This window comes from Streptomyces sp. NPDC001415, assembly GCF_053597395.1.
Genome location: NZ_JBSFIE010000006.1, coordinates 23,169 through 43,232, shown reverse-complemented (window position 1 = coordinate 43,232; position 20,064 = coordinate 23,169). Strand labels below are relative to the sequence as shown.

The window sequence follows — 20,064 nt, the reverse complement described above, 5'->3', positions numbered from 1 at the left end:
AGTCGGACTAGACCATACCGGCAGCAGTTCAAACCGCAACCCCTGGTCTGCGGACACTCCACTCAGGCTTGCTGAAATCGATCTGGGTCGCACATGTCCCATATTCGGCGCCATGGCGGGACGGGAATACAAACCGGTGCGCGGGCAAATCCCTGGGACTCAGGGCAATTCGCCCAGGCGGATGGGGGATTTCCTACACTCCCTTCGTTCCCTCGGAGTCGTCCGTCCCCTCGTCTCCTCGGTGCCGTACGTTCCCTCCGTCCCTCAGCGCCGTACGTCCCCGCGGGGCCGTTCCAGGGTGAAGGTGTCCACGGGGGTGAGGTCTCCGTAGGGGCCGTCGAAGGTGTAGTACGTGACCCGCATACGCGTGCGACCGGTGCGGGTGTCGCCCGGATCCACGTCGAAGGCCGCGAAGCCGTGGGTGTGGGTACGGTCCTGGACGGCGCGCCAGGGGGCGTCCTCGGTGACGAAGACCGCCTTGCGGTGACGGCCCTCGGTCTCCTTGCTCAGATCGACCACGACGCGCCCCTTGGGCTCCTCGAACAGGTCGTCCTGCGTGGTCGCGAAGTTCCCGCCGTTCCCGATGATCATGTGGACGGTGCCCTTGGCGGTGTCCGCGACATCGGTGCTCGTGGAGACCGGGACCGGGGTGCGGGCCTCGTTCGGCAGTGTGCCCCGGACCGGCAGCGAGCGCTCGTAGTAGTGCTCGTGGCCGCTGAGCACCAGGTCGACCCCGTAGGTGTCGAAGAGCGGACCCCAGGCCTGTCGGATCCCGAGGTCGCTTCCGCTTCCGCTGCGACTGCTGGAGATCATCGGGTGGTGCATGAAGACGACGATCCAGTCGATGCCGCGGTCCGCGCGTGCCGCCTTCAACTCCCGTTCCAGCCAACGGCGTTGGGCCCCGGACGAGTAGCCCCGCACATACGTGTCGCCGGTGTCCTGGATCGCCACGTCGTCGTTGGCCAGGCTGACGAACCGGACTCCGCCGACCGTGAAGGCGTACCACAGGCCCCGGGTCTCCGGGTCGGTGGAGGCCGCCGAACCGGGCAGAGTGAAGTAGGTCTGGTAACCGGTCACCCCCAGCGGCCCGTTGCCCTTCTCGTTCTCGCCGTTGCCGACGCAGGGCATCCACGGCCGCAGTCGCGTCGAGCGGCTGTTGCCGATGAACCAGTCCGCCCATGTCGCCACCCGGTTCTGGCCGAAGACGCCGGCCGCCGAGGCGTAGCACAGGTCGCCGTTGACCAGGTTGAACAGCGGCTCGACGCGTTCCACCGCGGCCACGATGTCGGCGGAGGCCGCGGTGCCGGCCTGGCTGCTGGTGTAGAGCGGGAAGCGCCCCGAGGGCGAGGGGGCGCCGCCCGTCGGCCACTGGACGGCCCGGCGCAGATTGGGTGCGCCCTGGTCGCCGAAGCTGGTGAAGGTGAACGCGGTGCGCCCGCGCGGCGCCGTGGTGAACGAACCGGTCTCCGGCGCGGCGCCCTCGTGCCCAGCCGCGTACAGGTAGGTGGTGTCCGGTCGCAGGTGGGTGAGGCGGGCGTGGTGGACGTACACCTCTTCGCGGGAGAGTCCATCGCGGTACGTGCGGGTCTCGGCATCGACCACCCGGCCGGTGCCCGAGTCGGGGGAGCCGAGGCGCACGTGCGGGCGGCGCACGGACTGGGGGCTGATCCAGGAGACGGTCATCTCGGTGGCGGGGTCCGCGCCGAACTGAAGGTGCAGCCCGGCCACACCCGGCGCGCCTATACGGCCCGGCGTGCGCTGAAGCAAGGGGAACGGTGCGGGCCGCGACTGACCGGCGGCGTCGGCGTGTCCTGCGGTGCCGAGGGCGGTGGCGGCCGCGGCCGCCGTCGAGCCGGTCAGTACTGATCTCCGCGCGATCGGCATGTAACACCCTTTTGCTGGAAGGAAGTTGACCGGGTGCACCTTACTCAGGCGACATGCGAGTCGGCTTGCTCAAGTGCTGTGCGGGGCGGCGCGGAGTGCTGGCAGCCCGGGCCCCGCACAGGACCCCTGATCAGGCTTTGACCGCGTCCGACAGGCGCACGAACACGTAGCCCCTGTCGAGGAGTTGAGGGACCGAGCTGCTGATTCCGCGTGCGGTGCCGCCCTGCGGATGGTTCATGTGGCCTATGACGACCGAGCCCGGGCGTACGCCTTGCATGGCCTGGTGTACCTGAGCGGGTGTGAAGGTCGCCCCGCCGTCGCTGTTGACGTCGAAACTCGCGAAGCGCTCTCCGAGATCGGTGACGATTCTGGCGGCCACGTCGTCGCAGTAGGCCGTACCGGAGCGGAAGAAGCGGGGTGGATGGCCGAGCAGACCGGCGAGCTTGGCGCGGTTGCCCGAGACCTCGTCGAAGACCTCGCCCGCGTCCCGGGTGCCGGGTATTCGATAGGCGGAGCGCCCGGAGACGGAGAGCGGGAGGTGCCGGGTGCCGTGGTTGGCTATCTCGAAGAGCGGGTCGGCGGCGAGCTCCTTGAAGACCGACGGGTTCTCGTCGATCCAGCGGGAGTTGATGAACAGGGTTGCGGGGACGGAGCGTCGGCGCAGGAACGCGATGAGTGCGCTGTCGTATCCGCTGCCCCCCTTGCCTCCACATGCGTCGAAGGTCAGCGCGGCCGTCTTCCCGCCGACCGACAGCCGGGAGAGCGCTCCCGGCACGTTCAGCCCCCAGCCGGTGGAGGTCCGTTTGCCGTATCGGGCGACGATCTCGCCCCTTGTCGGCCCGTCGGCCGGTGGTGCGGAGGGTCCGGGCGAACCCGTCGCCGATGAGGAGGGCGAGGCAGTGGGAATGGGGACGGCCGGGGCGGGCTTCGCCGGTCCTGAGCACCCGGTGAGCACTCCACCTGTCGCTACCGCAAGGACCGTACGCCGACTCACACGCATCGCGCCGCTTTCTCCGATCGAGGTTCGAGGCAGCGCCACTCGCCGCACGTCGTCAGCCTAAGCAGGTGCCTGACGAGCCGGTCGGTGGCCCTGGCCTGGGAGGCATCCCGGCCGGTGGCCAGCTCCGGACCAGGGGCCCCACCCCTCGGATCGGTAGGGGTGGTAAGCGGTAGGGGCGGCAAAAGCCCCGGCCGGCGCAGGGGCGCTTCTGGCCGCCGGGCCGCTCGGTCGGCGGCGGGTCAGACGCCCGAGCGCAGGGCGATGCGCTCGTCCCCCGCGTACACGTTCATGGAGCTGCCGCGCAGGAAGCCCACCAGGGTGAGTCCGGACTCGGCGGCCAGGTCGACGGCGAGCGAGGACGGCGCGGAGACCGCCGCGAGGAACGGGATGCCCGCCATGACCGCCTTCTGGACGAGCTCGAAGGAGGCCCGGCCCGACACCAGCAGGATGCAGCGCGACAGCGGCAGCCGGTCGTCCTGGAGCGCGCGGCCCACCAGCTTGTCGACCGCGTTGTGGCGGCCTACATCCTCGCGTATGTCGAGCAGTTCGCCCTCCGGCGAGAAGAGCGCCGCCGCGTGCAGACCCCCGGTCCGGTCGAAGACCCGCTGCGCCGCGCGCAGCCGGTCGGGGAGGCTCGCGAGCAGTTCGGGCTCCACCCGGACCGGGGGAGTGTCGGCGATCGGGAAGCGGGCCTGCGTACGGACGGCGTCCAGGCTGGCCTTGCCGCACAGACCGCACGAGGACGTCGTGTACACGTTGCGTTCGAGGGTGATGTCGGGCACCGCGACGCCCGGCGCCAGCTTCACGTCGACCACGTTGTACGTGTTGTGCCCGTCCGCTGTAGCGCCCGCGCAGTACACGATCGACTGGAGCTCGGACGCGGCGCCGAGCACCCCCTCGCTGACCAGGAACCCGGCCGCGAGCGCGAAGTCGTCGCCCGGCGTGCGCATCGTGATCGCGAGGGGTTTGCCGTTGAGCCGGATCTCCAAGGGCTCTTCGGCGACCAGGGTGTCCGGGCGGGCCGAGACCACCCCGTCCCGGATGCGGATGACGCGGCGGCGCTCGGTGACCCGTCCCATGTCCTCAGTCCCTCGATCGCTCTCGTCGGTCTCGTTGATCTGGTCGGTCTGGTCGGTCTCGTGTCTGTACGTGCCGGAAGCCGAAGTGTCCCTCGACGCACAGGTTGCCGTGGGTCACCGGGTTGTGGTTCGGCGAGGTGACCTTGACGATCTCATTGTCCTGCACGTGGAGGGTGAGGTCGCAGCCGACGCCGCGGTACGCGCGCACGGTGGTCCTCCCCGTCCGCGCCGTCTGCAGTATGCCTTTCCCGGGTAATCAAGACCTTTGACGCTCTCGGCTCGGACGCTCCTCGGGCTTCCCCCGGGCGAAACGCTGACACAAGCCTCCAAAGGTGCGGCAGTGAATCCTGTTGGATCTCGCGCCCCTGTACCCATCAGTAGCCACGAAGACTGGATGGCTCCGGATGTCAGCAGTCCGTGCTCGTACCCGATCAACCGTCCATGCTCGTACCGAGGAGATCCGTCATGACCGGCATGCGAGGCTCGCGCGTTGTCGCCGTCGGGCACTATCAGCCCGCCAAGGTGCTCACCAATGACGACCTCGCCGAGCTGGTCGACACCAGTGACGAATGGATCAGCAGCCGGGTCGGCATCCGCACCCGTCATGTCGCGGGCCCCGACGAGCCGGTGGACGAACTGGCCGCGCACGCCGGAGCGAAGGCGCTGGCCGGCGCGGGTCTCGGCCCGGCCGACATCGACCTGGTCCTGGTCGCCACCTCCACGGCCGTCGACCGCTCGCCGAACACGGCCGCCCGGGTCGCCGCCCGGCTCGGCATGGGCTCGCCCGCGGTGATGGACCTCAACGTGGTGTGCGCCGGGTTCACGCACGCGCTCGCCACCGCCGACAGCCTGGTGCGCACCGGCACCGCGCAGCGGGCGCTGGTCATCGGCGCGGACAAGATGACGGCGGTGACCGACTGGTCCGACCGCAGCACCTGCGTCCTGGTCGGCGACGGAGCCGGCGCCGCGGTGGTCGAGGCGAGTGAACAGGCCCTCATCGGCCCGGTGTTGTGGGGTTCGGTGCCCGAGATGGGGCATGCGGTACGCATCGAGGGCACGCCGCCCGTGTTCGCGCAGGAGGGCCAGTCCGTCTACCGCTGGGCCACCACCCAGCTGCCGCCGATCGCCCGCGAGGTGTGCGAGCGCGCCGGGCTCACCCCCGAGGACCTGGCCGCGGTCGTGCTGCACCAGGCCAATCTGAGGATCATCGAACCCGTCGCGCGCAAGATCGGCGCCGTCAACGCGGTCATCGCCCGCGATGTCGTCGAATCCGGGAACACCTCGGCGGCCAGCATTCCGATGGCCCTGTCCAAGCTGGTCGAACGCGGCGAGATCAGCACCGGCGACCCGGTCCTGCTCTTCGGCTTCGGCGGCAACCTCTCGTACGCGGGTCAGGTCGTACGCTGCCCGTGACGGGCGGGGTGGTCGCGCCTGCGACGCGGCGCCTCGGGAGGGCCCGAGTGCCGTAGCGGGGTCAGGTCAGGCCGGCCGCGATGGCCCGGCGTACGGCGTCGGCGCGGCTTGTGATGTCGGCCTTCGCGAACAGGTTGTTGATGTGGGTCTTGACCGTGGCCTCGCTGATGAAGAGCTTCTCGGCGATCGCCCGGTTCGGCAGGCCCTGGCCGATCAGGGTCAGCACCTCGCGTTCGCGCGGTGTGATGTCGCCGGGCAGCGGCTGTTCGGGCGTCGGGGCCTTGGTGCGGGCCGTGGCCAGGAGCCGGTCCTGGACCTCGCGGTCGAGGACGGACTGGCCCGCCGCGGCCGCGCGGATGGCGCGGGCGATGTCCTCGCGCCCCGCGTTCTTGGTCAGGTACCCGCGGGCCCCGGCGCTCAGCGCGGCCAGGATCGAGTCGTCGTCGGCGAAGGTCGTCAGTACGACCACGGCCACCTCCGGATGCTCCTCGGTGAGCCGCCGCGTCGCCTCGATGCCGTCCATCACCGGCATGCGCAGGTCCATCAGGACCACGTCCACCGGCCCCGCGGCGACCGCGGTGAGCACCTCGGCCCCGTCGGCGGCGGCCGCGACGACGTCGATGTCCTCGGACAGGCCGAGGACCGTGGCCAGCGGCTCCCGTACGGCGGCCTGGTCGTCCGCCACGATCACCTTCAACCGCTGCGCGTTCCGTGTCGGTTCACTCATCCCGGGATCACTGCCTCCACCTGCCAGCCGCCCTCGTCCGGTCCGCCGTCGTCCGGGTCGGCCACGACCGGGCCCGCTGTGATCGTTCCGCCCAGCAGGGCGACCCGTTCGCGCATGCCGATGAGCCCCATCCCGCTGCCGACGTCCGCGCTCACCCTACGGGTCGCCGGACTGTTGCTCACCGTCAGTCTCATGGACTTTTCGGCGAAGGTCAGCTCCACGCGGACATCGCCGCCGGGCGCGTGCCGGGCCGCGTTGGTCAGCGCCTCCTGAGCGATCCGCAGCAGGTTCTGGGTCACCCGGGACGGCACTTCGCGGGCGGTCCCCGCAACGGTCAGCGCGTCGCGGTGGCCGGACGACTCCAGCATCGCGGTCAGACTCCCGACCAGCGGCAGGGAGTCCTCACGCAGCGCGTACACGGTCCACTGGGCCTGCTTGAGGCTCTCCTTGACCATGCTGTGCGCCTTCCTGTTCGCCTCGCGGACCTTGTCCAGGTCGCCGGTGTCGATCAGCGCGTCGGCAAGCTCCAGCTGCATGTTGATGCCGGCCAGCGAGTGAGCCAGGACGTCGTGCACGTCACGGGCGATCCGGCCGCGTTCGGTCAGTACGGCGGCCTGGGCCTCGGCGCGGGCCGCCCGTTCCGCCGACTCGGCCGCCGAGATCGCCGCCCGTACGGCCTGCCGGTTGCTGCGGTTGAGGATGCCGATCAGGACCGGGGCGCCGGTGGTCAGGCCGAGCGCCCAGGGCAGCAGATCGTGGCCGGAGCCGGCGCGGAAGTACAGCACGCCGCTGCACAGCACACCGCACAGCGCCGCGAGAGTGAGGGCACGTCTCGTCTCAAGGCGGAACCCGATGTGCCCGACGAGGAAGTACGCGAAGAGGTAGCCCGTGCCGCTGCTGCTGACGCCGAGCAGTGCCGCCGCGGCGACGACGCCGGCCGTCAGCCACACCAGGGCGACGCGTGGGGGAACCCTGTCCTCGGGCAGGTGCCTGGCCGCCAGCGCGACGCAGTTGACCAGGAGCAGGGCGCCGCATGCCAGGCCCCGGCCGCTGAGGTCCAGCGGCCGGACCGTCCAGATCGCGGAACCGATGACGAACAGCGTCAGGGCCCACTGCATACGCGGATCCTGATCGGGCACGGCCCGCGGGCCGGCCTCTTGGGGCGAGGCCGGCCCGGAGGCCGGGGCGCTCTGGGCTTCGGGCACGGCGCGACCATAGCCCACGGTCAGGCCGTACGGTCGAGAGTTCATGGTCAGGCCGTACGGTCGAGCGTGCGGGCGGCAGGCATCGCGGCCACTCGCGGCTCCTGGCGGGCGACCGTCCGGCTGCGGAGGAAGATCGTGGCGAGCCTTGTGACCACCTCGGTGAGCGCCATCAGGACGAAGGCGGCGACCCACGCCTGGTCCGTGGTGATGTGGTGGGCGACGCTGAACCGGGCGACGTCGTCGGAGCCGCCGTGCTCGACCCACACCTGGAAGCCCATCCGGGCGCCCATGCCGAGCACCCACAGGATCGCGGAGACCGCACCGGCCTTGATCAGCAGGTGCTCGCCCGCGACGCGGATACGGGTGTAGACGCCGCCTGCGATGCCGAGCGCCGCACCTACGGCCATCAGCGCTCCGACGAGCACCAAGTCGTTGCCGGCGGTGGGGATGGAGTCGAGGTAGGTGTGGGCGACGAAGGCCACGATCGCCAGCGGGATCAGGAAGGATTTGAGGTCCAGTCGGCCTTCCCGCAGCTGCCGGAAGACGACGAGGACGAGCGCGATGTCGGTGATCCAGTCGGTCATTGTCATGCCCTCAAGACTGCTGTCGCCCGGCCTCACACACCTGGACCCATGGGTGGAACCAGGGGTGGAGATCGCCGGCCGTTCCGTGTCCACCCCGCCTGCGGACACGTCCGTGCCCGGACCTCGCCCCCGGCGCGCTTGGCGGCGTACGCGCGGATGCTCCCGGCGAGGCGGAGGCCGAGGAGACGGAAGGGCCGGCGCAGCGGCCGATGCGGGCCCGGGCCGCCCTGCCTGGTGTGACCTCCTGGCTCACGCGAGGCGTTTGCGCCAGTCCAGCGGTGTGACGTTGATGGCCTGACCGGGGTCACCGTCCCACTCCACCGACAGGCCGCACTGCTCCAGTGCGGCCACGGCCTCCCGGCCCACCGACGCGGTGGTTTCGGGCGAGCCGTCGAAACCGCCGTAGTGCAGCGTCAGTCCGTGCCCGGCCGCGGCCGCGTCGGTGGACTGGGAGTGGAAGTAGACGAAGCCGCGGGCGTCCGGTGCGCCCGCCCCGCCTATCTCCGACTGGCCGCAGGAGCGGCAACAGGTGAAGTGCTCCCGGGCAGTGAGACCGGCCGTCTCCAGAACGCCGAAGGCCCGGGTGATCCGCTCGGGGGCCGTCTCGTCGTCCGCCCAGGCGGCCTGTTCCGCCACACGATCCAGCCACATCCGGTCCACCAACTCCCGTGCCTGTTGCGGCGATACGGGCCGGGAGTCGCCCGTCACGAGATAGTCCTCGGCGAGCTCCGCCAGCTCTTGGCGCGTCGCGTAGCCGCCCACGATCACCTCACGGACCCGTGCCTCAAGCAGCCCGCGGGCCTCGTCGTCGAGCTCCAGCGGGGGAACGGGCGCCGGGGGTCCGAAGTCCAGCCGCTCCCAGTCGAGCCCGGCATGCCAGTCCTCCCTCGCACGCGCCCATCCGGTCATGGCCGTGACCACGGGCCCGGGTTCGTCGAGTGTCGTCTCGAAGTGCCGGTCGGGCGCGCCGTCACGGTACTGCAGTGTGTAGCCGCCATCCGCTTCGTGCCACACCTGGACGAACACATCGGGCAGATCGGGGATCCGCCCGACCACCAGGAACCTGTCGTCCTCCCCGCCGATCCGGTGGACAAGCCCGGCCAGTTGCTCGGCGGTGGCCCTGGTGTGCCGCTGCCCGTTCTCCGTCTCGACTGTGATCGCAAGCATGTCGTTCACTGTCGCACGCGGCACTGACAACTCAAGGCGCGCTTGCCTTGCGGCTCCTGGCGCGGGCTCCGTTTCAGAGCCACCGCTCGGCCGCCTCCACGCTGTCGCCCCCGCTGGTGTTGAACGCGATCGCGGCCGCCGGGGCATGCTGGCGGACCAGGTTCACGACCACCTCGAAGAAGACGAGCAGAGCCTCGGGCTTGCGGATTCCGCCCCCGATGACGACGACGTCCCACGCATGCGCGGTCAGCGCGCCGATCACCGTGGACTCGGCCGTCTCGTCCAACGCGATCAGAGCCATGGACGCGTCAATGCCGTGCTCGCCGAAGCGCGCCAGCTCCTTGTCGAGGACCGCGCGCATGGCGTCGCCGTCCAGGCCGGGGACTGTGTGCGGGTCGACACCAAGTACAAGTGTGGAAGGCATGTGCTGTAGGACGATCAGCGGACCGTCCGAGTTCCGCCCGGCAGAGAAGTCCAACCGGTCAACTGCCCAACGGCCGGGCCGGATACGTCCTCCGGTCTGTCGGCTCTGTCGGTGCCCTCCCGGCAGCCCGTGCGCGAGGCGCTCCAGCGGCTCGACACCGAGGGCTGGTTCGACCTGCGGCCCGCGCAGGACGCGTTCGTCCACCAGCCCATCGAGGAGGAGGCCGACCAGCCGCTCTCGGTGCGTACGCTCCTGGAGGCCGAGGCGGCCCGGCTCGCCGCGGCCAACTCCGGGTCGGCCGGGATCGCCGCGCGCCCGCCCGACTCCGAGACGGCTTACCGGAACGCATCGGCGTGCGCCGCGGCCCACTCCCGGAAGGTGCGCGGAGCGCGCCCGGTGACCTCCTCCACCGTGTCCACCACGCCCGACTCGTCGAGCGTGCCGTCCACGTAGAAGCTGAAGAACGCGTCGACGTACGGCACGGGCATGCGCGCCGACATCTCCCGGTACGCCTCGTCGTCGGGGACGCCCACGCAGGTGAGGTCGCGGCCGAGGACCTCGCCGAGGATCCGTACCCGGTCGGCAGGGAGCAGCGACTCGGGCCCGGAGAGCGGGTAGATACGCTCGTGGTGGCCCTGGCCGGTCAGCGCCGCGGCCGCGCACGCGGCGATGTCGTACGGGTCGACCACGGCGGCCCGCACTCCAGCGAACGGCGCCCGCACCACATCGCCCTGCCTCAACTGCTCCGCCCACTCAACGGTGTTGGACATGAACATCCTCGGCCTCAGGAACGTCCAGGGCAGCCCGGACTTCCGTACCGCGGTCTCGGACTGGATCATGTACCGGGACACGGCGTTGGTGAGGTCGCCGCCGCCGGCAGAGCCACCGGACAGTAGTACGACGTGCTCGGCCGCGCCCGCCCGGGCCGCGGCGAGGGTGGCCGCCATGTTGTCGTAGCCGGGCATCAGGAACAGCGTGCGTGCCGCGGCGAGTGAGGCCGCGAAGGTCTCCGGGTGGTTGAGGTCTCCGGCGATCGCCATGACGTTCGCGGGCAGCCCCGCCGGGTTGCCGGACCGGCTGAGCGCATGCACCTCCTCGCCGGTGCCGTCGAGCAACTCGGCCAGGATCCGGACCAGTTGGGACCCCACGTTTCCCGTCGCGCCGGTCACCAGAATCATGCGCTTCCCCTGTCGTCGTCGTGCGGGCAAGGCGCCCACCGTGCCTCGGCCAGCAGCATCGCGACCAGTACCAACACCAGGGCGAACAGCTCGGCGAGGGAGGAGACACGGGTCCCGAGCGGGATCGTGGCGAGGGCGGCTGTCGCGCCGGCCGCGCGGAAGCCGAGCGGTGCGATGCGCAGCACCGCGCGGAAGGCGACGTTCCCCCCGAGGAAGAGCGTCACCCCGCCCGCCAGCGCGACGGCCGGAGCGGTGGGCAGTTGCTCGGGAAGGTGCCCGATGGACTTCTTCACCCCGGCCGCGAGCACCGCGACCCCGAGCAGCATCGGCACGAAGCTGTAGTAGTACGCGAGCATCGTCACCCGGAACCTGGCGAGCCCGGACAGCGCGCGCAGCGCCTCCTCGGCTGCCTCTTCGTCGCGGATGAAGTACGTCCACCACAGCGCGGTCGCCAGGGCGAGGGCGAGGACCACGCCGCCGAACAGGCCCCAGTCCAGCTTGAGTTCGCCGGATCCGACACCGATGGCGATCACGGACTCGCCGAACGCGACGATGAGGAGCAGGCCGTGCCGCTCCACGAAGTGCGCCGGGTCGAGCGCGCCCACCCGGCCCGTGACCGGCATCCGCTCGCCGTCCACGTCCGAGGTGATGCGGCTCGACAGGACGGGCGTGACGGCCTGCAGCACCAGCGCGGCCAGCCACAGCCCTTCGGCGGCCCGGCCGCTCACCGTGCCCGCCGACGTCACACACAGCGCCGCGAGAACGTTGGTGAGCGCGAAGCTCAGGACGTACCGCCCGTGAAGGAGCGCGTACAGGGCGCTGTGCACCACGGTGACCAGCAGGAACCCAAGGCCGAACGCGACGCCGTTGGTGGTGAACACCCCTGGTACGGCCAGCGCACATATGAGGAACCCACACATGCCGAGGATCAGTGAGAAGCGACGGGCGTTGGTCTCCGGCGGCACCTGGTTGGTGAGGTAGGCGTAGGCCCCGTACATCCAGAACAGGACGGCGAAGATCAGCAGTACCCGGCCGGCCTGCGCGAAGGACAGGTCATGGGTGAGCAGCACGGTCAGCTGTGTGATCGTGAAGACGAAGACGAGGTCGAAGAAGAGCTCCAGCGTGGAGACCCGGCGCCCTGCGACGCTCCCCGCCTCCACCGTGATGCCGTCGACGGCAGACATACGTTCCCCCAGCAGGCATGTCGTTCGTATATGCGGCCGACACACTAGCCGAGCACAGCGAAGCCGCCCCGGTCCGTCTCAACTCCGGGGCGGCCGCAGCCACATGTGGGCCTACACCACCTCTCGGCTGAGAGGCTGCGGGTTGGCCGCGATGTCCCGCACCCTGGTCCAGCCGGCCGGCCGGGCTGGCGTAGCAGCAGGCTGTGCAGCCCGCCGCTATACGCGAGGGCATCCCGGTCACCCTGGTCAGCGGCAGCGGCGGCGAACTCTCCGAAGCCCTCGTCCGTTCCCCGAAATCGGCTGCGTGTCCTTCGTCGGCGGGCGCGACACCGGCGCCCGTATCGCTTCGCCACGGCCGTCGCCGACCTCGGCAAGCGGCACATCCTGGAACAGGAGGGCCTCAACACCTGGGGAATCTGGAACTTCCCCGACCGGGACGCGCTCTCCTCCGTCATCCCCAAGCTCTTCGACTACGGCAAGCAGCGCTGCACCGCCTACCCCCGGCTCGTCGTCCAGCGCACCCTGTTCGACCAGTTCCTGGCCGTCTACCTGCCGACCATACGCACCGTACGCACCGGCCACCCCTTGGCAGTGGAGCACCCCGAAGACGCCCTGCCCGCCCTGGACTTCGGCCCGCTCATCAACGCGGCGAACTCCTGGTCCGCGCGGTCACCGAGGGCCCGGCGGGCGAGCGCGCCCCGGGCAACTTCCCGGCGTACCAGCTCATCCCGTAGAGATCGGGCCGCTCGGCTCATCCCGTACCCCGGACCGGCAGGTCGATGTCACCCGATTCCCTGCCGGTCCGGTTCCAACGCGAAGGCGCGCTCGGCCGCCTCCGGCACCGCGAGCGCGACGGCCTGCGCGAGAAGCTCCCGGTGCCGGAGCAGCGGCTCGCGGCGCGGTGCGGGGGCGAGCCGGAGCAGGTCGTCGAGCCCCGCCATGATCCGGCGGGTGGCCTGCGGGTTTCCGACCGCGCAGAGCCGGATCTCGGCGAAGCCGAGGTCGACGAGATCGGCCCAGGCCGGAACGTCCTGGACGAGCCGGACCTCACCCTTGCCGTCCGGATGCCCCACGGCTCCGAGCGGCCGGTCCGCCAGCGCGGTGAGCAACTGCACGATGCGGTCGAGGCACTGAACGGCGGTGGTCGGGTCGTTGACGGCCGGCGAGAGAGCCCGCAGGGCGATGTCGGAGAGCTGACGGAGCCCGAACCCGAGGTCTTGGTGGAACGTACGCTCCACACCCACCGCCACGGTGTAGCGCAGCGCGCCCCGCGATGGCACTCCGGCCTCATCACTCCCGTGCACCGAAAACAGCGGGGTGCCCGGCACCACGAAGTCCCCGATGCGGGGAATGAGCCGGAGCACCACGCCCTGCCGCCGCGCGGCCCGCACCAGTCGGGCGATGTTCACATCCCGCAGTACGCCGGCTCGCCCGCTGTGAGCGACCCGAGCGGTCTCCGGGCCGAGGTCGAGCCCGTCGAGACCTCCACGAGGCATCTTGTCCACGACCCGCAATGCCTCACCGGTGATCCGGTCGACGACGTGCCCGACCCGCATGAGCCGCAGCGTGGAGTTCACGTACGCGATGAAGAGGAAGAGGCTCAGCGCGACCATGAGCAGCGTCAGGACGCTCTGCAGAAACGGAACGGTGGTCACAAGGCGCGGGTCGGTCTCGCCCTCGAAGGAGGTGAGCACGAGCAGCGACAGTGTGAACGTGGCCAGGAAGACGGCGAAGGTCAGCTTGGTGATCCGGGAGCGCACGAAGATCCGGACCACACGGGGGGTGAACTGCCCACCGGCCATCTGCACGGCCACGAGCGAGATGCTGAAGACGACGCCGATGAAGGTCATCATCGCCGAGCTGACCGTGTTGATCACGGTCTTGGCGTCGTTGACGACCCGGATGAGCTCGTCGACCGCGTCGAATTCCTGGTGGTCCTGGAGCAGCCGGATGATCGCCGCGTCGAGTTCGTACGCGCCGGTCCACAGCACGAAGATCAACACCATGGCCGCGGTCGGCGCGAACCAGAAGGTGTCCCGCAGATGCTCCCGCAGCGGCGAAAGCGCACGCGGCCGCCGGTATCCCTTGCCCTTGCTCACCCGGCGAGGCTAGGCCTGCGCCGCAGTGTTGATGCCGCCACGCCGCCGTGTGGTCCCACAGTCGTACACGCATTGGTCCTCACGGAGTACGAATCCGTACACCCGCGCCAGAACAATGGAAGACGACGAAACGAACGCGGCTGAGCCGACCAAGGGAGCAGGAACCATGTCCACTGGCCGTACCAGGACCCGGACCATCGTCCTCGCCGCCGTCTCGGTGGCGGTGGCCGTCGGCTTCGCCGCGGTCGTAGCCGTACCGGCCGCGAAGGACTGGTTCCAGAACCGCCACGACGAGGCTGCCTCCTACAGCTCCGGCAAGGAGGCGAAGCGCGACCGCGCCTCCGTACCCCGCTGGCTCCCCGACGAGGCGAAGCGCATCGAGTACGCGATGAAGACGACCGGAGGCGACCGCCTCCTGAAGGCCACCCTCCCCTCGGCGTCCCTCCCGCCCACGTGCAGGCCCCACAAGCCGGACACGACCCCGAAGCCGCCGGCCATGAAGCCGGCGTGGTTCCCCAAGCACGCCGAGCAACGGGCGGCGGCCCGCTGCGACCTGTACTACGCGTATATGGAGGGCCACACTCTGTACGCCTGGCAGGCGAACGACGACTGGATAGCGGCGAACAAGGCGTGACGCTCGCCTGACCACGCAATATGCGGGTGAACAGCACCTCGAACCCCTGGTAGAGTTCTCTATGTCGCCGCGGGGAACACACCGCGAAGACAACACCTAGTCCGGGTGGCGGAATGGCAGACGCGCTAGCTTGAGGTGCTAGTGCCCTTTATCGGGCGTGGGGGTTCAAGTCCCCCCTCGGACACTTGCCACGTGTGCACATCAGAGCGGGTTGTGACTCAACAGTCACGATCCGCTCTTTTGCATAGTGGACGAGGTTGAGGCCCAGGGCTTCGTACAGGCGCTGTTTGTTCTCGGGGGCGGCGGACGTCAGGGCCGCGGCGATGTCGTCGAGCTGTTCGACCAGGTCGCGGATCTCGGGTTCGGTGAGCACACTGCGGCGGGCGGCGGTGGTCTCGCTGAGTTGGCGTTGGGCGGCTGCTTTCTCGGTCTGTGTCTGGTTGATCCATCCGGTGACGAGTTCCGGGTCGGTGCCGCGGTCGAGGGCTGCGCGGTATTGGGCGATGCGGCGGTCGCAGTCGGTGATGGTGATGCGGGCGACGTCGAGTTCGGGAGCGGTGGACAGGGTGCGCTCCTGGCTGCGCTGCAGTTCGCGGAGGGTGCGGGTGAGGCGGCCGGGTTCGAAGACCTTGGCGATCCAGGCGTCGAGCGGGGGCACTACGGCGTCTTCGCGGAGGTACAGGGTTGGTGGGTGGTCCAGGGCGGCGGTGCGTGCGTATTCCTGGGTGTAGCGGCATCGGTAGTTCGTGTGGCCGTTGTTGAAGCTGCCTTGCATGGTGCGGCGGCAGAGCGAGCAGCGCATCCGTCCGCGGAGTTGATAGGGGCGGTGGGTGCGGCGGAGCAGCGGCCGGGGATGATCGCGCCGGTGGTGGCGTGTCTGGCGCTCGGTCTGTACGGCTTTGAAGTCCTGCAGGGTGACGAGGGGTTCGTGGACGGGGTTCGCAGACCAGATCCACTGGTCCGGGGTGTTCCAGGTCTGTTTGGTGCGGTGCCCGAGCGTGACGTCGTCGATGTCGAGCAGGACCTCTTCTTTGTGTTGTTTGTTCCATACTTCGTGGCCGGTGTAGCGCGGGTTGTTGAGGATGGTGGCGACGGCGCCTTTGGACCAGGCGGTGCCGTGGCGGTGGGAGTTGCGCGGGCGGTCGTAGGCGGACGGGCAGGGGATGTTGTCGAGGGTTAGCCCGATGGCGATGGCCAGGTAGCCCATGCCGCGCAGGTACTCGGCGAAGATCCGCTGAATCACGGGCGCAGATACAGGATCGGGTACGAGCCGGTGCAGCCGCTTGCCGTCGGCGGCCTTGGAAGGGTTGGGATGCGGGCCGGCGTCCTCCAGCGCGTAGCCGTACGGGGGGCGTCCGCCGAGGTAACGGCCTTCGAGCTGGGCCTGGGAGGCCATGGCGGTGCGCACGCGGATCTTGATGCGGTTGCGTTCGCCTTTGCTCATGCCGCCGAAGACGGACATGACGAGGTCGTGGGCCTCGTTGTCGGGGTCGATGGGCCCGCCGACTTCTGGAACCCAGAGCGGTACGGCGAAGTGGACGAAGAGCGGGAAGGTGTTTCCGAACTGGTTGCCGTAGAAGGTGCGTTGAGGTTCTCCGATGACGACGGCGTCGAAGCCGCGTTGTGGGTCGCGGAGGTCCTGAAGCAGCGCGGCGGCGTGTGGGCGGCGCTTCCACGGCAGGGCGCGTGAGTGGCCGGAGTCGAAGTACTCGGCCACGATGTGTCCGCCGACTGGTTCGATCAGTCCTTTGGCCCGGAGGAGTTGCCAGTGCTTTGAGGCTTCCGGGTCTTGGAGGTCTTCGGTCGAGCAGCGTCCGGCGAAGGCAAATCTGATCACGACGTACTCCCGTGGCGATGATGGTGCGGCCGGGCGGCCGGTGGTCGACCGTCGTACCCTCGATCGGGGCCAGAGAGCCAGCCCGGCGCACTGACGACCGTGAACGGCGGCTGAGCAGATCACAGATCACTCTTCGGGGGGTCGGCTCTCGCGGGATGCAAGGAGGATGCGCAGCAAGATTTCAGCTGCGGCCGAGCTGAGGCCGGGGGGTTCTTCCGGAGTGATCACCTGGACGGGCTCTTCGTTCCCGCCATACCGGTGTGGCCTTGGTTGCCTCTGTGAGGAAGCGACGTTTGCGGCCCCAGTCCGTGCCGACGCAACGGGCCGCAGAGCGCAAGGGTGCGCGGGAGGCGGGGGATAGGGGCCAAGAACCTCATCTATGGGCGGTCTCCTCGGGTGTTGCAGCAAGTCCTGACACCCTTTAAGGAGAAAAATCGCTCAGATGCTGCCACAAGGGAAACTGGGAGTGGGTAGACCTCGCCCATGGGGCTGCGGACGATTGGCTCTTTCAAGCCCTGACACTGGGCGTCTTCACCACGCATCAACATGAGGTTGGAAAACGCTCACTGTCCGAGAGCTTCGGGGCGGCTCAAGCATCGATGAGTGCGTGTTGAGTGGACATTATGTCCGTTTCTGGTAGAGGCCTCGTCCGGGTTGGGTGAGGAAGCCTTGGCGGGTGAGGCGTCCGAGGCGGGCGCGGGTGACGTTGACCGCTGCCTCGTGGGTGGGCATGCCGAGGAGTTGGTGCAGTTCGCGGGCCCGGAACTCCCGATCGGGGTGCTGGTTCAAGGCGTTGACGATCGCCTGGTAGGCGGTGCTCGTCTCGGGCGGATCGGCCTCGGCCTGATCGGCGGCGGGCACAAGTTCTGCGATGACCTTGGTGGTCGTGGCCAGGTCCGCGAGCTGTGCTTCGGTCTCGGCCAGAGCAGCGGTGAAGTGCTCGATCTGGCCGCGTAGTTCACCGGCCCGGGCGGTGGCCTGGTCGTGGCGGGCCTGGAGGTCTGCCATGAGCTCGGAGATGTTCACGCGGCGAGCCCGAGGGTGTCGCGCCAGGCGGGACTCGGTGCGGTGAGGCGGCGGGTCATGTTCGCGATGGAGGCCCAGTAGACGCGGGAGGCGGAGGTGTCAGGCCGGTGGTCGTACTCGCGAGCCAGCCGCCGATGCAGCAGCAACGTGCCGTTGACCTGCTCGACGATCCATCTCTTCGGCTGCGGGACGAAGCCCTTCCGCTGGTCATCCGGGTTGCGGCGGACGATCTCGACGTCGATGTCCAACAGGACGCCGTGGATGACGACTTCGTCTTTGAAGCCCTGGTCGACCAGGGCCTTCTCCAACCGCATCCCGCACCGCTCGGCGGCCTGGTCAAGCAGGGCGGTGCCGGCCGTGTTGTCATGGGCGGAGGCGGCCAGCACGACGACACCGATGATCAGGCCAAGAACGTCGACGGCCAGCCCCCGCTTGCGCCCCGACACCCTCTTGTTCGCATCCAGCCCCGTCGTGGTCTTCGGAACACCGGCCGCCGCACGGACGGACTGGGTATCGATAATCACGAGGGACGGTGTGGGTGCCGAAAACCCTGTCACCTACGCTGAGCTGCGACTTGAGGTCACGATGTGATCACGTCGAAAGTGCTCGTGGGGCTGTCGGCGCACTCTGGGGAATCGTGACGTTCCGTCTGGTCTACCGATTCGGCTGCCTGCTGCTCGGCTGGCTGCGCCTGCTGGCGCGGTCCTCTGCGGCCAAGGATGTCGAGATCCTGGTGCTCCGGCACCAGTTGGCCGTCCTGCAGCGCAGCGGCGCCAAGTCTGTCTTCGCCCGCGGGGACCGTGCGGTGCTTGCTGCCCTGTTCCGGCTGCTGCGTAAGCGTCACCGTTCAGAGCTGACGCTGCTGGTCACTCCCCGTACCGTGCTGCGCTGGCACGCGAGGCTGGTCGCGAAGAAGTGGACCTGTCCGCACCGAGGCCCGGGCCGCCCGGCCAAGCCCGAGATGCTGCGTGCCCTGGTGCTGCGCCTGGCTCGGGAGAACGACGGATGGGGGTATCGCCGTATCCACGGCGAACTGCTCAACCTCGGCTGGAGGGTCGCAGCCTCCACTGTCTGGGAGATCCTGAAACGAGCCGGCATCGACCCGGCGCCCCAGCGCGCTGACCGCTCCTGGGCGAGGTTTCTCTCTGCCCAGGCGCAGGGGATCCTCGCCGTCGATGTCTTCCACGTGGACACGGTCTTCCTGCGGCGCCTGTTCGTGCTGTTCTTCATCGAGCACGGGACCCGGCGGGTGCACATCGCTGGCGTCACCCGCCATGTCACCGCCGCGTGGGCCACCCAGCAGGCCCGCAACCTGCTGATGAGCCTGGACGACACGCGCACCGCCGGCATCCGGTACCTGATCCGGGACAATGCCTGCTACTTCACCGAGGGCTTCGATGCGGTCTTCACTGCCATCGGCGCTCGCGCGGTGCCGATCCTGCCGGGCCTGCCCCGGATGAACGCGATCGCCGAGGGCTGGGTCGGCTCGTGCCGCCGCGAGGCCACCGACCGGGTCCTGATCACGGGAGAGCGCCACCTGCGCATCGTCGTCGCCGAGTACGCCGGCCACCACAACGAGCATCGGCCTCACCGATCACTCAGACAGCGATGTCCCGACCGTGTCGGCGCTCCCGAACTGCCCGCTGCCGATGGCTCACATCGTGTTATCCGGCGAGACCGCCTCGGCGGCCTCATCCACGAATACACGCAGGTCGCGTAGGGTGACGAGGATTGTCGGCACGCACAGGTCAATCCCCACAAGAAACGTTCCCGCACTCGCGCCTTCAACCTGGGGATTCACGGAATCGCGGCCTGAACCAGAATCACGGGATGCTGCCAGGGCCGGACAGTTCAGCCCTGTTGTGAAGGTGCGAACCGCTCATCCAGGAACGCCGTCGGTGGGCTCAGAAGGAGGTCGTTGCCTGCATTCCATACTCGGTGACCCGGTCACGTACCGTCGATGCGTGTGGTCGGGTCAACCCTGAGCGCTTCGAGGCGGTCGCTGCGGACAAGGCGTTCGGCGAGCTCTTCCGAACACGCCACATATGTCGAGGTCAGGTCCCAGTCGCAGGCGACGACCCAACTGCGGTCCGCGGGCCACCAGTGCTCCGGCCCGCCGTACTCTTCGCCTGTGTGTGCCCTTACCGCCTCTAGGCCAGTGAGCGTGGACTTCCAGACAATGGGCTCTTCGCGGTGGAGACTTTTGGCAAGCTCATAGCTGAAGAAAACGGCTTGGCCCGGTGTCGTGGCATCCGACAGAATTTCCACAAGCTTCTGCCGAGTGTCTGCGTCAGCATCCCCCTCACTTGTCTCCCATTGTTCCCCGACCGGCGGATTAAGCATCTCTTGCCGCAGTGGGCCAGCTGTCAGTTCGCTGTGATACTGGGCGTCGGCGGCCTCCGCCATCTCCCGCCACGTCCTGCGCAGTCCAGGTACTTCCTCCAGCCACCAAGAGTGGAAGACACGTACGTAGGCCGGGAATCCCTCAGGGACAATTTCGGTGACGACATGCTGCCGTACATCAGTTTCCGGCGTCAGTCGCTTGTGCAGCCAGCTCAGCTCCTGATCGGGGTCCGGTTCGGCCACGAACCCGTCCGTCATTTCTGCATTATCCATGCTCTCT

Annotated in this window: 17 protein-coding genes, 1 tRNA gene and 4 pseudogenes; 6 read left to right on the top strand and 16 right to left on the bottom strand. The window is 69.1% G+C overall.

All coding sequences use genetic code 11. The features are described from left to right. Positions 1–264: 264 nt before the first annotated feature. The 4 genes and pseudogenes from ACWC2B_RS09690 to ACWC2B_RS09675 form a co-directional block, all read right to left on the bottom strand. Positions 265–1,884, bottom strand: coding sequence for a purple acid phosphatase family protein (locus ACWC2B_RS09690; protein ID WP_450715928.1), 1,620 nt, complete (start codon positions 1,882–1,884; stop codon positions 265–267). Between the two features lie 130 nt (positions 1,885–2,014). Next, positions 2,015–2,659, bottom strand: coding sequence for a polysaccharide deacetylase family protein (locus ACWC2B_RS09685; RefSeq protein WP_450715927.1), 645 nt, complete (start codon positions 2,657–2,659; stop codon positions 2,015–2,017). Between the two features lie 464 nt (positions 2,660–3,123). Continuing rightward, positions 3,124–3,963, bottom strand: a complete 840-nt coding sequence (gene fdhD, locus ACWC2B_RS09680; protein ID WP_450715926.1) for a formate dehydrogenase accessory sulfurtransferase FdhD — start codon at positions 3,961–3,963, stop codon at positions 3,124–3,126. A gap of 4 nt (positions 3,964–3,967) precedes the next feature. Continuing rightward, positions 3,968–4,186: pseudogene (locus ACWC2B_RS09675) on the bottom strand (hypothetical protein); the annotation flags it as partial. Between the two features lie 251 nt (positions 4,187–4,437). Here ACWC2B_RS09675 and ACWC2B_RS09670 point away from each other — a divergent pair. Next, the gene (locus ACWC2B_RS09670) at positions 4,438–5,376 is read left to right on the top strand and encodes a beta-ketoacyl-ACP synthase III (RefSeq protein ID WP_450716210.1); all 939 of its coding nucleotides are present in this window, start codon (positions 4,438–4,440) and stop codon (positions 5,374–5,376) included. Between the two features lie 61 nt (positions 5,377–5,437). On the opposite strand, the gene ACWC2B_RS09665 is transcribed toward ACWC2B_RS09670, so the two are convergent. The 5 genes from ACWC2B_RS09665 to ACWC2B_RS09645 form a co-directional block, all read right to left on the bottom strand. Beyond that, positions 5,438–6,103 carry a response regulator gene (locus tag ACWC2B_RS09665; protein WP_450715925.1) on the bottom strand — a complete coding sequence of 222 codons (666 nt, stop codon included), beginning with the start codon at positions 6,101–6,103 and terminating at the stop codon, positions 5,438–5,440. Further along, complete coding sequence (locus ACWC2B_RS09660) at positions 6,100–7,221, bottom strand: sensor histidine kinase (protein WP_450716209.1); 1,122 nt, start codon at positions 7,219–7,221, stop codon at positions 6,100–6,102. Before ACWC2B_RS09660 ends, ACWC2B_RS09665 begins: the two co-directional genes overlap by 4 nt. Before the next feature lie 134 nt (positions 7,222–7,355). Beyond that, positions 7,356–7,898 carry a hypothetical protein gene (locus ACWC2B_RS09655; protein ID WP_450715924.1) on the bottom strand — a complete coding sequence of 181 codons (543 nt, stop codon included), beginning with the start codon at positions 7,896–7,898 and terminating at the stop codon, positions 7,356–7,358. A 243-nt stretch (positions 7,899–8,141) separates the two neighbouring features. Continuing rightward, the gene (locus tag ACWC2B_RS09650) at positions 8,142–9,059 is read right to left on the bottom strand and encodes a DUF6891 domain-containing protein (RefSeq protein ID WP_450715923.1); all 918 of its coding nucleotides are present in this window, start codon (positions 9,057–9,059) and stop codon (positions 8,142–8,144) included. Between the two features lie 73 nt (positions 9,060–9,132). Further along, positions 9,133–9,483, bottom strand: coding sequence for a hypothetical protein (locus tag ACWC2B_RS09645; RefSeq protein WP_450715922.1), 351 nt, complete (start codon positions 9,481–9,483; stop codon positions 9,133–9,135). Between the two features lie 117 nt (positions 9,484–9,600). Here ACWC2B_RS09645 and ACWC2B_RS09640 point away from each other — a divergent pair. Then, positions 9,601–9,795: pseudogene (locus ACWC2B_RS09640) on the top strand (GntR family transcriptional regulator); the annotation flags it as partial. Positions 9,796–9,818: 23 nt separating this feature from the next. On the opposite strand, the gene ACWC2B_RS09635 reads toward ACWC2B_RS09640, so the two are convergent. Together ACWC2B_RS09635 and ACWC2B_RS09630 are read right to left on the bottom strand one after the other, a co-directional pair. Continuing rightward, positions 9,819–10,661, bottom strand: coding sequence for an NAD(P)H-binding protein (locus ACWC2B_RS09635; protein ID WP_450715921.1), 843 nt, complete (start codon positions 10,659–10,661; stop codon positions 9,819–9,821). Next, on the bottom strand, positions 10,658–11,845 hold the full coding sequence (locus ACWC2B_RS09630) for a low temperature requirement protein A (protein ID WP_450715920.1): 1,188 nt from the start codon (positions 11,843–11,845) through the stop codon (positions 10,658–10,660). Before ACWC2B_RS09630 ends, ACWC2B_RS09635 begins: the two co-directional genes overlap by 4 nt. Positions 11,846–12,060: 215 nt before the next feature. Between ACWC2B_RS09630 and ACWC2B_RS09625 the strand changes: the two are divergent. Next, positions 12,061–12,502 (top strand): annotated as a pseudogene (locus tag ACWC2B_RS09625) (aldehyde dehydrogenase family protein); the annotation flags it as partial. A 125-nt stretch (positions 12,503–12,627) separates the two neighbouring features. On the opposite strand, the gene ACWC2B_RS09620 reads toward ACWC2B_RS09625, so the two are convergent. Beyond that, positions 12,628–13,944 (bottom strand): DUF2254 domain-containing protein, encoded by a 1,317-nt coding sequence (locus tag ACWC2B_RS09620; protein WP_450715919.1) that lies wholly within the window; start codon positions 13,942–13,944, stop codon positions 12,628–12,630. A 166-nt stretch (positions 13,945–14,110) separates the two neighbouring features. On the opposite strand from ACWC2B_RS09620, the gene ACWC2B_RS09615 reads away from it, so the two are divergent. Beyond that, a complete protein-coding gene (locus tag ACWC2B_RS09615) occupies positions 14,111–14,578 on the top strand; it encodes a hypothetical protein (RefSeq protein ID WP_450715918.1) in 468 nt (155 codons plus the stop codon). Positions 14,579–14,677: 99 nt separating this feature from the next. Beyond that, positions 14,678–14,762 (top strand) — tRNA-Leu (locus ACWC2B_RS09610). On the opposite strand, the gene ACWC2B_RS09605 is transcribed toward ACWC2B_RS09610, so the two are convergent. The 3 genes and pseudogenes from ACWC2B_RS09605 to ACWC2B_RS09595 form a co-directional block, all read right to left on the bottom strand. After that, positions 14,727–16,415: a recombinase family protein gene (locus tag ACWC2B_RS09605; protein WP_450715917.1), complete on the bottom strand. Its 1,689-nt coding sequence runs from the start codon at positions 16,413–16,415 to the stop codon at positions 14,727–14,729. The two genes, ACWC2B_RS09610 and ACWC2B_RS09605, sit on opposite strands and share 36 nt — an antisense overlap. Positions 16,416–17,036: 621 nt before the next feature. Beyond that, complete coding sequence (locus ACWC2B_RS09600) at positions 17,037–17,441, bottom strand: hypothetical protein (RefSeq protein ID WP_450715916.1); 405 nt, start codon at positions 17,439–17,441, stop codon at positions 17,037–17,039. Beyond that, positions 17,438–17,974, bottom strand: a pseudogene (locus ACWC2B_RS09595) (transposase); the annotation flags it as partial. The gene ACWC2B_RS09600 and the pseudogene ACWC2B_RS09595, both read right to left, overlap by 4 nt. Before the next feature lie 104 nt (positions 17,975–18,078). On the opposite strand from ACWC2B_RS09595, the gene ACWC2B_RS09590 reads away from it, so the two are divergent. Next, complete coding sequence (locus ACWC2B_RS09590) at positions 18,079–19,161, top strand: integrase core domain-containing protein (protein WP_450715915.1); 1,083 nt, start codon at positions 18,079–18,081, stop codon at positions 19,159–19,161. Positions 19,162–19,388: 227 nt separating this feature from the next. Here ACWC2B_RS09590 and ACWC2B_RS09585 read toward each other — a convergent pair whose 3' ends face one another. Beyond that, the gene (locus tag ACWC2B_RS09585; protein WP_450715914.1) at positions 19,389–20,042 is read right to left on the bottom strand and encodes a hypothetical protein; all 654 of its coding nucleotides are present in this window, start codon (positions 20,040–20,042) and stop codon (positions 19,389–19,391) included. Between the last annotated feature and the right edge of the window lie 22 nt (positions 20,043–20,064).

What these genes read in the sequence shown, in the direction of transcription:
- ACWC2B_RS09660 (WP_450716209.1), bottom strand. Translation starts at nt 7,221, where the DNA reads ATGCAGTGGGCCCTGACGCTGTTCGTCATCGGTTCCGCGATCTGGACG.
- ACWC2B_RS09665 (WP_450715925.1), bottom strand. Translation starts at nt 6,103, where the DNA reads ATGAGTGAACCGACACGGAACGCGCAGCGGTTGAAGGTGATCGTGGCG.
- ACWC2B_RS09615 (WP_450715918.1), top strand. Translation starts at nt 14,111, where the DNA reads ATGTCCACTGGCCGTACCAGGACCCGGACCATCGTCCTCGCCGCCGTC.
- ACWC2B_RS09650 (WP_450715923.1), bottom strand. Translation starts at nt 9,059, where the DNA reads ATGCTTGCGATCACAGTCGAGACGGAGAACGGGCAGCGGCACACCAGG.
- ACWC2B_RS09630 (WP_450715920.1), bottom strand. Translation starts at nt 11,845, where the DNA reads ATGTCTGCCGTCGACGGCATCACGGTGGAGGCGGGGAGCGTCGCAGGG.
- fdhD (WP_450715926.1), bottom strand. Translation starts at nt 3,963, where the DNA reads ATGGGACGGGTCACCGAGCGCCGCCGCGTCATCCGCATCCGGGACGGG.
- ACWC2B_RS09670 (WP_450716210.1), top strand. Translation starts at nt 4,438, where the DNA reads ATGCGAGGCTCGCGCGTTGTCGCCGTCGGGCACTATCAGCCCGCCAAG.
- ACWC2B_RS09655 (WP_450715924.1), bottom strand. Translation starts at nt 7,898, where the DNA reads ATGACAATGACCGACTGGATCACCGACATCGCGCTCGTCCTCGTCGTC.
- ACWC2B_RS09635 (WP_450715921.1), bottom strand. Translation starts at nt 10,661, where the DNA reads ATGATTCTGGTGACCGGCGCGACGGGAAACGTGGGGTCCCAACTGGTC.
- ACWC2B_RS09690 (WP_450715928.1), bottom strand. Translation starts at nt 1,884, where the DNA reads ATGCCGATCGCGCGGAGATCAGTACTGACCGGCTCGACGGCGGCCGCG.
- ACWC2B_RS09585 (WP_450715914.1), bottom strand. Translation starts at nt 20,042, where the DNA reads ATGACGGACGGGTTCGTGGCCGAACCGGACCCCGATCAGGAGCTGAGC.
- ACWC2B_RS09645 (WP_450715922.1), bottom strand. Translation starts at nt 9,483, where the DNA reads ATGCCTTCCACACTTGTACTTGGTGTCGACCCGCACACAGTCCCCGGC.